This is a genomic window from Mycobacterium sp. NGS22, from assembly GCF_059813095.1.
The window spans coordinates 1-11,935 of the sequence record NZ_JCALDY010000056.1 but is presented as its reverse complement, the minus strand read 5'-3'; the positions used below and the strand labels follow the sequence as shown (position 1 = coordinate 11,935).

Annotated in this window: 13 protein-coding genes, 1 other RNA gene and 1 pseudogene; 7 read left to right on the top strand and 8 right to left on the bottom strand. The window is 63.8% G+C overall.

Annotated elements, in window-relative coordinates; translation table 11 throughout:
• Window positions 1-20: 20 nt before the first annotated feature.
• From AC5Y47_RS25540 to AC5Y47_RS25525, 4 genes are all read right to left on the bottom strand, one after another.
• Window positions 21-2,045 (bottom strand): M13 family metallopeptidase, encoded by a 2,025-nt coding sequence (locus tag AC5Y47_RS25540; RefSeq protein WP_499947041.1) that lies wholly within the window; start codon window positions 2,043-2,045, stop codon window positions 21-23.
• Window positions 2,046-2,159: 114 nt separating this feature from the next.
• Window positions 2,160-3,308: a triacylglycerol lipase LipY gene (gene lipY, locus AC5Y47_RS25535; RefSeq protein WP_499947044.1), complete on the bottom strand. Its 1,149-nt coding sequence runs from the start codon at window positions 3,306-3,308 to the stop codon at window positions 2,160-2,162.
• A 180-nt stretch (window positions 3,309-3,488) separates the two neighbouring features.
• On the bottom strand, window positions 3,489-4,292 hold the full coding sequence (locus AC5Y47_RS25530; protein WP_499947040.1) for a crotonase/enoyl-CoA hydratase family protein: 804 nt from the start codon (window positions 4,290-4,292) through the stop codon (window positions 3,489-3,491).
• 39 nt (window positions 4,293-4,331) lie between these two features.
• The gene (locus AC5Y47_RS25525; protein ID WP_499947043.1) at window positions 4,332-5,498 is read right to left on the bottom strand and encodes a CynX/NimT family MFS transporter; all 1,167 of its coding nucleotides are present in this window, start codon (window positions 5,496-5,498) and stop codon (window positions 4,332-4,334) included.
• 116 nt (window positions 5,499-5,614) lie between these two features.
• On the opposite strand from AC5Y47_RS25525, the gene AC5Y47_RS25520 reads away from it, so the two are divergent.
• From AC5Y47_RS25520 to AC5Y47_RS25510, 3 genes are all read left to right on the top strand, one after another.
• Window positions 5,615-6,283, top strand: coding sequence for a FadR/GntR family transcriptional regulator (locus AC5Y47_RS25520; protein WP_499947039.1), 669 nt, complete (start codon window positions 5,615-5,617; stop codon window positions 6,281-6,283).
• A 197-nt stretch (window positions 6,284-6,480) separates the two neighbouring features.
• Entirely contained in the window at window positions 6,481-6,903 is a 423-nt protein-coding gene (locus tag AC5Y47_RS25515) for a hypothetical protein (RefSeq protein WP_499947038.1), read from the top strand.
• 108 nt (window positions 6,904-7,011) lie between these two features.
• Window positions 7,012-7,707, top strand: coding sequence for a proteasome protein (locus AC5Y47_RS25510; RefSeq protein ID WP_499947037.1), 696 nt, complete (start codon window positions 7,012-7,014; stop codon window positions 7,705-7,707).
• An 18-nt stretch (window positions 7,708-7,725) separates the two neighbouring features.
• Here AC5Y47_RS25510 and AC5Y47_RS25505 read toward each other — a convergent pair whose 3' ends face one another.
• Window positions 7,726-8,556: a DNA polymerase beta superfamily protein gene (locus tag AC5Y47_RS25505; RefSeq protein WP_499947036.1), complete on the bottom strand. Its 831-nt coding sequence runs from the start codon at window positions 8,554-8,556 to the stop codon at window positions 7,726-7,728.
• A 121-nt stretch (window positions 8,557-8,677) separates the two neighbouring features.
• Between AC5Y47_RS25505 and AC5Y47_RS25500 the strand changes: the two genes are divergently transcribed.
• The gene (locus AC5Y47_RS25500; protein ID WP_499947035.1) at window positions 8,678-9,136 is read left to right on the top strand and encodes a phosphatase domain-containing protein; all 459 of its coding nucleotides are present in this window, start codon (window positions 8,678-8,680) and stop codon (window positions 9,134-9,136) included.
• A gap of 132 nt (window positions 9,137-9,268) precedes the next feature.
• Here AC5Y47_RS25500 and AC5Y47_RS25495 read toward each other — a convergent pair whose 3' ends face one another.
• On the bottom strand, window positions 9,269-9,580 hold the full coding sequence (locus AC5Y47_RS25495; protein ID WP_499947042.1) for an MmpS family transport accessory protein: 312 nt from the start codon (window positions 9,578-9,580) through the stop codon (window positions 9,269-9,271).
• A gap of 48 nt (window positions 9,581-9,628) precedes the next feature.
• Here AC5Y47_RS25495 and AC5Y47_RS25490 point away from each other — a divergent pair, with 48 nt between their 5' ends.
• The 3 genes and pseudogenes from AC5Y47_RS25490 to AC5Y47_RS25480 all read left to right on the top strand — a co-directional run.
• A complete protein-coding gene (locus AC5Y47_RS25490; RefSeq protein WP_499947034.1) occupies window positions 9,629-9,976 on the top strand; it encodes a GH-E family nuclease in 348 nt (115 codons plus the stop codon).
• 13 nt (window positions 9,977-9,989) lie between these two features.
• Window positions 9,990-10,421, top strand: a complete 432-nt coding sequence (locus AC5Y47_RS25485) for an ankyrin repeat domain-containing protein (RefSeq protein ID WP_499947033.1) — start codon at window positions 9,990-9,992, stop codon at window positions 10,419-10,421.
• 174 nt (window positions 10,422-10,595) lie between these two features.
• Window positions 10,596-10,752 (top strand): annotated as a pseudogene (locus AC5Y47_RS25480) (IS110 family transposase); the annotation flags it as partial.
• A 448-nt stretch (window positions 10,753-11,200) separates the two neighbouring features.
• On the opposite strand, the gene AC5Y47_RS25475 reads toward AC5Y47_RS25480, so the two are convergent.
• Entirely contained in the window at window positions 11,201-11,419 is a 219-nt protein-coding gene (locus tag AC5Y47_RS25475; protein ID WP_499947031.1) for a hypothetical protein, read from the bottom strand.
• Window positions 11,420-11,512: 93 nt separating this feature from the next.
• Window positions 11,513-11,880: a transfer-messenger RNA gene (ssrA, locus tag AC5Y47_RS25470) on the bottom strand.
• Window positions 11,881-11,935 lie beyond the last annotated feature (55 nt).

Here is an 11,935-nt window from a genome sequence, read left to right as displayed (position 1 = left end):
GTGCACGGCGACGGCACCGTTCACCAGACTCGGACGCGGTCCTCGGGTTTGAGGAACAGCGCCTCCCCGGGCTGGACGTTGAACGCTGCGTACCACTCGTCCATGTTGCGGACGATGCCGTTGACCCGGAACTTGGCCGGGCTGTGGACATCTGACAGCAGTCGGTGACGCTCGGTCTCGGGGCGGCAGGTTTCCTTCCAGCTCGCCGCGAAGGCGAGGAAGAACCGCTGGTCGCCGGTCAGGCCGCCGATGACGGGAGCCTCTTTGCCGCCCAGGGACAGTTTGTAGGCGTCGTAGGCGATGCGCAGTCCGGCGAGATCGGCGATGTTCTCGCCGAGCGTCACCGCTCCGTTGATGCGGTTGCCCGCCAGCGGCTCATAACCGTTGAACTGCTCGACGAGCTTGTTCGCCTCGCGCGTATAGCGCTCGGCGTCGGCCGGTGTCCACCAATCACGCTGCATACCGGTGCCGTCGCTCTTGCGGCCTTGGTCGTCGAAGGCGTGACTCATCTCGTGGCCGATGGTGGCGCCGATTGCGCCGTAGTTCGCCGCCGGGTCGGCCGCGGGATCGAAGTTGGGCGGCTGCAGGATGGCCGCGGGGAACACGATGTCGTTCAGGCGTGGCGAGTAATAGGCGTTGTTGGTCTGCGGCGTCATGCTCCATTCGGCGCGGTCAATGGGCTTGCCCAACCTGTTGACGTCGTAGTCCCACGACCACAACGCGAGGTTGTTCTCGTTGCCGACGAGGTTGCCCGCCTCGATCTTGACCGTCGCGTAGGACTTCCACCGGTCGGGGTAGCCGATCTTGGCGACCAGAGCCGCGAGCTTGGCCTGAGCTTCCCGCTTGGTTTCGGGTGCCATCCACGACGCGGCGTCGATGCGCTTGCCGTATGCGGTACGGAGATTCTCGACCAGCGCCCGCGCCTTGTCGCGTGTCGGCTGAGTGAAGTGCGCCCCGACATACAGTTCCCCGACCGGGTCGCCGAGACCTTTGCTCACCCGCGAGACGCCGCGCTCGACTCGAGGCGCGCGCTGTTGGGCACCGGACATGGTTCGGCCGTAGAAGTCGAACAGCTCGTCGGCGAACGGCGTCGAAAGTTCTGGGCCGTACGCGTCGAGGACCTGGTAGCGCATGTACGACTTCCAGGATTCCACCGGCTCACCCGCGAAAAGCGCTGCGGTACTGCGCAATACATCGGGCATGCCGACCTGGAAGTCGGTTGCGGCCGGCAGCCTCAGCGCGTCGAACAACGCGCGCAGCGGCGCACCTTGCCCGAGCTGCTCGACTTCGGCGCGCGGCATGATGTTGTTGGTCTTGACGACGTCGCGCTCGTCCTCCCGCGACACCTGTACCTCTGCCAACTTGGTTTCGAGGGCAAGAAGTCGCTCGGCCTGCTGCTGCGAATCCGCGAAACCGGCGAGAGCGAGCAGCCGGGCGGCGTGCGCGACGAATTTGTTGCGCAGCTCGACCGATTCGGCGTCGGTGTCCACGTAGTACCCGCGCTCACCCAGCGAGAGCCCGCCCTGCCAGATGATCGGGAGGTAGCGCGTGGGGTTGTTGGGATCGATCTCCACCGAGACCGGGAAGGGATCACTGACCCGGGTCTTGCCGTTGAACGAGACCAGAACCGCATCGAGGCCTGCTTTGTCGTTGATCCCGTCGATCGACGACAGCAGGGGACGCACGGGCTCGACGCCCAGCTTGTTCAGCAGCGCCTCGTCCATGTAGGACGCGAACAGGTCGCCGATCTGCTGCGAGATGTCGCCGGCCGGTGCGTGTTTGGCGCCGGCGCCTTCGACGATCGCCTTCAGGTCGGCGTTGAGCTGGTTCTGGATGTCGAGATTGACGCCGGCGCATACCTTGTCGGGCGGGATGGTCGCGTTCTTCACCCAGCCGCCGACGGCGTATCCGAAGAAGTCGTTGCCGGGCCGGACGGATGTGTCCATCTCGGCCAGGTCGACGCCCCAGGTGCCGTATTTCGGTTTGGCCGGGTGTTCGGCCGAACGGCTACACCCGACGGCCATCATGGCGATGGTCAATGACACTGCAACCACACGAATGGGCACTCGCACGCAGACCTCCAGTCGCCGGGCCAAAGGGCAGCTTAACCGTGGGAGCCGACAGCGAGATGGCCGGCCGAAGCCGTGTTGTGACGCGAATCAGGCGACGATGCCGAGTTCTTGGTTGATCTGTGGCCAATACAGCCAGCCGGGTGGAGTGAGCAGGACCCAGTCGTGAATTCCCCAGCGGTCCAATACGAACGTCATCGGCGCACCCTGGGCTATCGCTGCCTGCTGCAGGACGGCGGCTTGCGCTGCAAGTCCATCCAGCGCACCCGAATACACATATGTCGGGGGAAGCCCGGTCACTGACCCGAACAGCGGACTCACCATGTAGTTGTTCAGCGGTAGATCGCCCGCCCATACCGAGCCGATCCCCCTGGTACCGACGTCGAGCCAGGGAGACAACAACACCAAGGACGCCGGTACCGGGCCATACGTTCCCGTCTGCACCATGTGTTGGACGGCGGCTAGTGCGAGGTTGCCGCCCGCAGAGTCACCGATGACGCTGACGTTCTGGTATCCGTGCTGCGAGATCTGCTCGGAGATGAGGCCCGCCATTCTCGGTACGACCCAGCCCGCGGTGCCGCCTTCTTGCATCAACGGGTAGATCGGCACTTGGAAGGTCGCACCGGTCTGATAGGCCGTTACGGAGTAGTTGATCCAGTGGAAGAACGACGGCGGGAAGATAAGCGCGCCGCCGTGGATCGCCACCACCTGTTCGCCGGTGGGATGAGCCGGCGTGATCTGGACGACCCTCATTCCGTCGAAGGTGCTGTATTCGACGGTTTGCCCGAGCAGCAGGTTCAGCAACGGCGGCGGGGAATTCCCGATGAGCCACGACAGCGGCGGGATGTCGCTGGCAAACAGCGCCAACAGTGGAGAGCTCGGCGTGGATATCAGCGAATCGATTCCGGTGGCCAGTGTCGCCGGGATCTGCCGAATCTGCTGCTGGATGCCGAGCAGCGTCTGCTCGAAGGTCGCCAGCGGCGCGGCGCTGGCAGCCTCGGCCGCGGCATACGCTCCGGTCGCACCGGCGAGTGCCTGCGCGAAGCGCTGCTGGAATGCGGCCGCCTGTGCGCTGAGGGTTTGATAGCCCTGGCCGTGCGCGGAGAACAGGGCCGCGATCGCCGCTGAGACCTCGTCCTCGGCCGCGGCCAGTACCCCGGTGGTGGCCCCCGCTACGTCCTGGCTTGCCGTCGCTACCACCGAACCGACCACGGCCACGTCCTCGGCCGCGGCGGACATCAGCTCGGGTAACGCAAAAACATACGACACCGGTCGCTCCCACCATGTACGGGCAACCCCGAAGTTGCCCTGCCAAAAATCGTTCGCCGAGTAGCCGGAGCCTATGCCGTCAGCTTGCAATCACGTAGCGAATCGCGCGACTTGTCAACGTCGAGGTGTCGCAAGCGCGATTGCTTCGGGCTATGCGGGGTCGGTGAAAACCGGCGGCTCGCCGGACATTCCAGCGACGACGGCGGCGATCTGGTTGGGCGTGCCGATCAGCCCGGTCTGCAGAACTGATTCGCGCGAAAGAGCAGCCGCGGGGTCGTTGCTGACCCAGGTCTCGTTGTACAGGCGCTTGGCGGCACGGATTGCATCCGGTGACTTCTGCGCGATTTCGTCCGCGAGCGCGAGCGCCGCCGCCAGCGGATCCTCGGCCGTTCGGGTTATCAAACCGAGCTCGAAACCCTCAGTGCCGGAGACGATCCGGCCAGTGAACGTCAACTCTTTCGCCACGTCGATCGGCAGAAGTCTCGGCAGCGTCTGGGTGATGCCCATGTCGGGAACGAGTCCCCACTTGATCTCCATGATGCTCAACTTCGCGTCCGGCGCGCCGATCCGGATGTCTGCGCCCAGCGCGATCTGCAGACCGCCGCCGAAGCAGTTGCCGTGGATCGCGGCGATCACCGGCACCGGGACCAGCGACCAGTCGTAGCTCACGCGCTGCGCAAGGTTCGCCGGCCCGTCGTCGTCCCGGCTCAACAGAACGCCCGTGCCTCGTTCCCCGCTCATGAAACTTGCCACGTCCAAGCCAGAGCAGAAGCTCTTACCCTCACCGTGCAGAACGACCGCGCGGACCGAGGTATTTTTCGCCAGCTGCGCTGCGGCATCCACCAGGCCCTCGAACATCGCTTGATCGAGGGCATTGTGTTTTTCGGCACGCACCATCGTCGCCGTTGCCACGCCGTTGTCGGCGACCCGCACGCGGACTCTGTCTTCACTCACGACTAGCAATCTATCGCGCGTGGCCTGATCCGATGTGGCCTAGACATAACGGTTACGGCCCGCCAGCGCGCCCATCGTCATCTGCAGCATGTAGACCACCAATACGAATATCCACGGCACGGTCCAACCGTTGGTGACGTCGTGCAGCAGGCCGAACAGGAACGGCCCGATGCCGGCGAGCAGATAACCGAAACCCTGCGCCATCCCGGAGAGCTGCGCGGTGGTTTCGGTGGTGCGGGCGCGGAGCGCAATCACTGTGAGCGCCAAGGAGAATACGCTCAGACCCAGGCCGACCAGCACACTCCACAACAGGGGTGCGGCCGCTGGATCGACCATCAGCCCGATGACCCCGCCGAGTCCGATGACGCCCAACGCGACGATCCAACCGCTCTGACTGCCGGATCGAGCGGCCAGCGGCGCGAGGCAGATGCTGACCGGCACGGCGATCAGCGACATCAGCCCGACGAGCATCCCGGCGGTCGCCTTGGGCACACCGCTTTGAACGAATACCTCGGGCAGCCAACCCAACATGATGTAGGCGAGCGTGGACTGGAAGCCGAAGAACAGGGTCACCGTCCACGCCAGACGATTGCGCAGTAGCGATCCGCCCGCGGAGTGAACCGGCAGTTCAACGGCGCTCACTCGACGCGCGCCCGCGAACCAGGTGATCACAGCCAATAGCGCAAGGAAGGCCCAGGCGCCGAGCGCCTCACGCCAACTCCCGAATGCGGACTCCATCGGCGGGGTCAATGCCGACCCCATGGCGCCACCGGCCTGCAGGGCAGCGGTGTAGATGCCCGTCATCACACCGATCTGAGCGGGGAATGACCCCCGGATCACCACCGGAATCAACACGTTGATCAACGCGATGCCACCGGTGGCCACTATCGTGCCGCCGATCACGACCATGGGACCGTCGAGGACGCGCAGCAACAAGCCGACGACCAACGTCAGCAACGCGGCTCCGATGGCGTGCCGCAGGCCGATCCGGCGGGCCAGCCACGGCGCAATGAGTCCCGCGGCGGCAAAACACAGTCCGGGCAGCGTGGTCAGCACTCCAGCCCACGTCGCCGAAGCGCCGAGCGATTCACGCATCGCGCCCAGCAGCGGCCCGACGCTGGTGAGCGCGGGTCGCAGATTCAACGCCGTGAGCACCACGGCCGCGATCAGCAGGCCCCCGCCTGCGATCCGGGTGGCCCGGGGGATCTTGTCAGCGGGAAGCGCGGCTGCGCGCTCGTCGACTTCGGCGCAGATGCCGGCCACTTCCCTACTCACTGGGTTAGTCTGTCATACATCCCATGATTGGATGAATCGAGATTACTGTGCCCTTGGCAACAACGCGTCGCGCTGGGCTGGTCGAGCAGGTCATCGATCAGCTGCGGCAATCCGTGACGGCCGGCGAATGGCCCGTCGGCACACGCATACCCAACGAACCGAGCCTCAGCGAGGCACTGGGCGTGGGCCGCAACACGGTCCGCGAGGCGGTACGCGCCCTGGTGCACGCCGGAATCCTCGACGTGCGACAGGGAGACGGGACCTACGTGCGCGCCACCAGCGAAGTGTCCGGGGCGTTGCGCCGCCTGTGCGGGTCCGAGCTCCGCGAGATTCTGCAGGTGCGCCGATGCCTGGAGGTTGAGGGGGCACGGCTCGCGGCCGCTGCCCGCACGGACGAGGACGTCACCGCGCTACGCCAATTGCTGTGTCGGCGAGACGAATTGGAACTCGGTGAGGATCGCGCCGCCTTTGTGGCAGCGGACGCCGCGTTGCACTTCGCCGTGGTGCAGGCGTCAGGCAACACCGTTCTGACCGAGCTGTATCGCGGACTTACCGAAGTCGTGATGGCCAGTGTCGCCACCACGAGCGCGACGCACGAACCGCGCGAGATCCGCCACGGCGGATTGATCGACGCCATCGCCGGCGGGGACGTCGAAGGGGCCGGACGGGAGGCCGGCGGGTTCCTGGACGAGCTCATCGAGAAGTTGCCGGGATGACGGTGCCAAACCTCGGCGCACACCGCGCGGGTTGAACCTCAGATGTGCATACGAACGCATCGAGCGGTCGCGGCACAAGTCGGGTGAGGGTGCGAAGGCAGGTAGGCGCCGTTGGTGCTGGTGCCACGCTGAGCCCCGAAGGTTTAGCTGGCACGCAGAGTGGCAAACCGCCTGCTACTGCATCAAAGGAGTACAACATGAAGATTGGCACATTCCTCGCGACATCCGCCGTCTTGGCTGGGGCTGCTATCGGGCTAGCATCACCGTCGGTCGCCGATGAACTCAACGGCCGCTACAACGTCACGTTCCAGCCCGCCGGGACAGTCCACACTTGGACGATCACACCCTGCGGCCCGGGTTGTGAAGCGATCTCGGCGGTAACCGACCGAGGGCGGGCTCCCTATTCCGGCAACGCCACCCAAAGCGGTGACGAATGGACCCTGGTTGTCGAGCGACCAGACGCAGTCATTTGCAACGATGGGCGCTTCTTGCCTGGTACAGCCACTTACACCTGGAACAGCACCACACTCGCTGGCACCCATAACGGATCCGCTGCCGTCGGCTGCGATGGAACGCCGTTCTCCGCCGGAGGCACGCTCCAGATGTCAAAAATTAGCTGACCGACCACGGTCTACCCGGGCTCATCTCCTGCCCCTCTCCTTGCACGTCGACCGCTTGGCAGTCGCTCCGTGAGACGATCGGCAGATGCCTCTTGAACGGATCGCCCGGTGACCGTCGTTCTCGCGCTGCGTTGCGCTGACGGCATTGTGATGGCCTCCGACTCGCAGATCACCGATGACGGCCGGGGTCTGACGTACCCCGCGCAGAAGCTGCATCAGCTGGGAAAGTATGCCGCGTGGGGCGGGAGTGGATCACGTGCTGTGCTCTATGACCTCGAGCAAATCTTCAACTCCGAGGCCGAGTCCGTTGTCGAGGCGAAGGACATTGGTCATGCGTTGCAGGGGCGGGTGCTTCCGGTGCTCAAATACCACTACGAGAACTACATCGAGCACGTTCCCGCACAGAAATCCGCAGGTACACCGGCCACCTACGTGCTAGCCGCGGGGTACGCAGGCGAGGTCCCCTTCATCATCGACTTGGACCCGAACGGTCTCATCGGGCACCACGAAGAGACCGGCTTCCAAGCCATCGGCAGTGGCGCGGCCATGGCGCAGCAGGCACACGCCTTGCTGACGCACTTTCACATGACCGAGCGCGACGTCGACCACGGCGTGGTCGCCGCGCTGCGGGTGCTCGATGCGTTGGATGCTTCGTCACCAAGCGTCGGGGGCCCGATGGACGTCTGCCGCATCACCCCGGACGGCGCGAAACACTTGAGTCCGGACGAAGTGGACGAGGTCCGACGCCACGTCAACCGCTGGATTGAACTCGAACAGGAAGCGCTCGACAAGCTCTTCGAATAAGTGTCGCCGCCGATTCTGCTACGGATCGATGCCGTGGGCCGCCCACCACTGTTGGTATGTGGAGACGAGCCAGCGGTTGAGCCGGTCGTAGTCGCACTTGTCGGGCAGATCCGCGCTGGCCGTGCGGGCAACGAGCTCATTGCGTGCCTCGTCGATCGCGTCCAGCACTGTTTGCTTGTCGACCTTCCCTGTGCGCAGGTCGTAAAGCCAACTGCGGGAGGGCTCCGGCATCGGCAGCGTGATCCGGCCGGTCGTCACCAGCTCCAACCCCTGCATCCCGAGCCGCACTGCGTGATAGGCGAATTTGGTGTCGAATCCGTAGACCTCGATGAGTTCGGGTCGGTTGCTGTGCTTGGAGCGCAAACCGAGCATCTGCTCGTGCTGCGCGTCCAAGTAGCCGACGAAGCGGCGACCGCAATCGCGGGACAAGAAAAGCTCGGGGTGCTGCCGCATGTCTCGACCCGGAGGTGCGATGCTGACGATCTCGCTTTCGGGGGCAAAGAGCAGGAGCAGGACAGTGGGGTTGCCGGCGGCCGCGAGCCGGGCCCATTTGCGCAGGCTGTAGACGGTTAAGTCGAGGTCTCCGGCGCCGGATCGGACGCCTTCGGGCTGGGTGCGGTACTGGTACTGCTCGAACTGGCGCAGCCCGATCACGCACTCGGGTGGTTCGATGCAAACCCCCATCTCGTCGCGGTCGTCGGTGCCGGCGATCGTCACGCCATGCAGACCCGAGCCCACTTGAGTGCGGAGGACGGTATTCGCCTCGGCAATGTGCCGGTGCCAGGCGGTGTTGTGCCGATTCTTGAAGATGCGATCGGCGTCATCGACGTTGCTGTCCGAGGACGTCATCTCTCGGATCGTAGCCCTACGGCAGCGCCCGAATATGCGCTCGGCGAAGGCTGAGGTGCCGCCGGCCCGCCGACGCAATAAGCAGCTGCCACCAAGGACGGGAAGTGAAACAATCGGCGCTGTGCGTCTTAAAGCAGTGGTCTGTGATGTAGACGGAACGCTGTGCGACGTGGCAGCGATCCGGCATCATGTGCGGCCAGCGCCCGGTGGGGAGAAAGACTTCGACGCGTTCCACCAGGCGTCCTGGGACTGCCCCCCGAATGAGCAGGCGCTGGATTTCTGCCGACGCCACCACGCCTCCGGACACGTCGTCATTGTGGTGACCGCCCGAATGGAGCGGCACTACCAGGTGACTAAGGACTGGCTGGACCGGCACATGCCGGTGCCGTACGACGGGCCGATCATGCGTGAGGACGGGCTGCGGCATTCCGATGTGTCGGTGAAGCGCCGCATCTACGACTACCTCGCGCGCAGCTACGACGTGCGGTACGCGTGCGACGACAACCCGGCGATCGTGGCGCTGTGGACCGAGTTGGGCATACCTGTCGAAATCGTCCCCGGATGGGATGACGACGCATGAGGACGGCGAACCCAACGGGTGCTTCGGACCTGCTACGCCCTTGGGCAGCCCCCGACGCCACCATCACCGGGTCACTCCGGACACCATCCCGCCCGGTGAGCCGGGACATCTCGGCTAGCGGCCGATGACAACTCAGCCGGCGTTGCAGTTGACGACTGTGTAGCGAGCGGTCGCGGACTGCTGATCCTTCACCTGCCCGTTCACAGAAATCTTGCACGACACCCGTAGCCCGTTGGTCTGGGCGCCGACACCATACGACGGGTACGTGGCCTGGTTGGTGATCGTCTTCGTCCACGGCGCGGTTACGTTGGCGATCTGCTGCAAGTCACCCATGCCGTCGAAGTAGGTGACGCTGGATAAGTCACCGTCGGATTCGACCGTGTAGGTAACTGATGTCGCAGCGACCGCAGGGACGCGCCGGTGGTCCCATAACTGGCAATCCAGGTGGTCCCATCACCCTGGCAAAAATCAGGTCACACTGGTCCCATCCTCATGGCAGGCGACAACGTTCTCATTCCGGTAGCGGGGGGATATCCCGAATCGGTGACGAAACTGCCGATTCAGAACAATCCGAGGAGCGGCAAGCCCGAGTACTTTGTTGACGCCGCAACGGGATTGAAGTATCCGGTCAACCCGACCACACAATTCGGGCACCGCCCCGGCCAAGAGTATTGGCGGTTACGCGACCAGGCCATAGGGGAAGGCTGGACCCGAAAACAGTTCATCGGCGAATTCAACCCACCAAGACATTTTCAGATCGAAGACGCACCGGGCAACCAGAGTCACCGCTTCGAGGTCCTCGTGCGAGATAGTATGCAAGCCAAGAAGATTGAACAGTGAAGGCATAGGATATATGGACGTCTATCACCGTGACCAAGTCGGACGAACCCCGCTCCACTACGCGGCCGTCGATAACAAACTCGACGACGTCAACGCGCTGATCGCCGCCGGCGCTGAGATCGACGCCCGTGAAGATACCGGGCAATTCACCCCGCTGATGTTCGCCGCACAGAACGACGACAACGTCGAAGTCGTCAAAGCCTTGGTGGAAGCTGGAGCGGACGTGAACCTGACCAACCACAAGGGCCAAACGGCGCTGTTCATCGCGACGGCGTCGCCGGGCTATAACGGCACGCGTGGCGCAGAAATAATCCGCTACCTTCTCGATCGCGGCGCAGATCCGTATATCGCGAATGAAAACGGCAACACGGCAATATCGTTCGCCAAACGAGGCGACGATAAATTTGGGCGCCGTGCTGCCTTCGGCTCACTGCTCGATGAATGAGCCGAAGCCATTACGACGCTGTGCGGCAAGGCATTTGATGACCGTGTTGACCGCCTCGCCGATGTCCTCGACGAGTATTAGCGACGGCACGAACTACCCGGGGTCGGTGCGGATGGCGATCTGGGCCGACAGGTAGCAGCTGCGCAAGAGTCGTCGATCGTAGCGACGGCCGCCTCGCGCACCTACTACGACCGCAAACGCGCCGAAGGAAAAACCCGCACCCACACCCAAGCCGTGCTCGCCCTGGCCCGCCGACGCCTCAACGTGCTGTGGGCAATGCTGCTGTCCGTGGCCATATCAATCCACCGCAACTACTGCTGCGGCGGCTTGACAATTTCATTGAGAATCTCCTCTCAGCGCCTAACCCGAAGCTGGACAAAAGGGTCCTCCGTCGCTGCCTGACGTCGTTTAAGGATCAATGCCGTTACTCGTCGCGTCGTCATAGCCAATAAGTAGCAGGAATAAAAATCCAAGAAGTGCGAGGAGGATAAGTAATGGCGAAACCAGCTTCAGCCACCTGCGAACGGGGCCGATTAGCAGAATAATCTCGCCTAGGAGTATCAAGCCGGTCGCAAGGACTATTGACCAGACCGTGATCCATCCAGCAACGCTCACGTTGGGTTCGGGCGGGTAGGGTCCCGCACAGTGTGCGGCCTCCACCTTGCGGACCCAAGAACCGATTTGCCACCCAGCGATCTCTATCGAAGCTAGAGCAGTCACGACTAGGATCGCGGTCGCAAGAAACCACCACCGCGCTCTGCGCATCACCGGGACGTTACCTACGACGCCTCTTCAACAGCCTTGCGCACCGCGGCGCTCTGCGCGTTCTGCGCTTGCTCCTTGGTGATGTCGCCGGGGTTGAGGCTCACCGCGCTCAGGGCATCGGCACAGAGCTGGTCGGCCTGGGTGGCGGCCTGCACCGCGTCGGTAATCGGCTGCTGATACCGCAAGGCGGTCAGATCACCAACGGGGTCCACGCTGGCGTTCGGCAGGCTCACCCTTCCGTCGTGCCCGGATGGACGCGCCCACCCGCGAATCGTTTGACAAACCGTTTGACATAGCATCTGATGTTGCATCAGTGCAGGTCAGAGTGGTGGAGCTGCCGGGAATCGAACCCGGGTCCTACGGCATTCCCTCAAGACTTCTCCGTGCGCAGTCCGCTATGTCTCTGCTCGGATCTCCTGGTCACGCGAACTAGCCAGGATGACGATCCCAGTCGCTGTTGGTGTCCCGATGAGTCCCGCGACCGAACTCATCGGTGGATCCCTCTAGCTGATGCCGGGGTCCGGGGCGAGGGCGTTCCCGGTCCGACAGACTAGCTGTCGCTTAGGCAGCGAGAGCGTAGTCGCGCTGATGTGACTCGGCGCTTAATTGGTTGCATCGACGCTTACGGTGGTCTCTTGCCTGCACCGGCACGCTTCCCTTGATTCGATGCGCGAAGTCGAAACCGTTCAGCCCCTCGCATCCCTGCCGATTCCCGGCAGGACATCCCATGGTACGCCGCTCATAACATC

What these genes read in the sequence shown, in the direction of transcription:
- lipY (WP_499947044.1), bottom strand. Translation starts at nt 3,308, where the DNA reads ATGTCCGCCGCGGCCGAGGACGTGGCCGTGGTCGGTTCGGTGGTAGCG.
- AC5Y47_RS25490 (WP_499947034.1), top strand. Translation starts at nt 9,629, where the DNA reads ATGGCAGGCGACAACGTTCTCATTCCGGTAGCGGGGGGATATCCCGAA.
- AC5Y47_RS25515 (WP_499947038.1), top strand. Translation starts at nt 6,481, where the DNA reads ATGAAGATTGGCACATTCCTCGCGACATCCGCCGTCTTGGCTGGGGCT.
- AC5Y47_RS25485 (WP_499947033.1), top strand. Translation starts at nt 9,990, where the DNA reads ATGGACGTCTATCACCGTGACCAAGTCGGACGAACCCCGCTCCACTAC.
- AC5Y47_RS25505 (WP_499947036.1), bottom strand. Translation starts at nt 8,556, where the DNA reads ATGACGTCCTCGGACAGCAACGTCGATGACGCCGATCGCATCTTCAAG.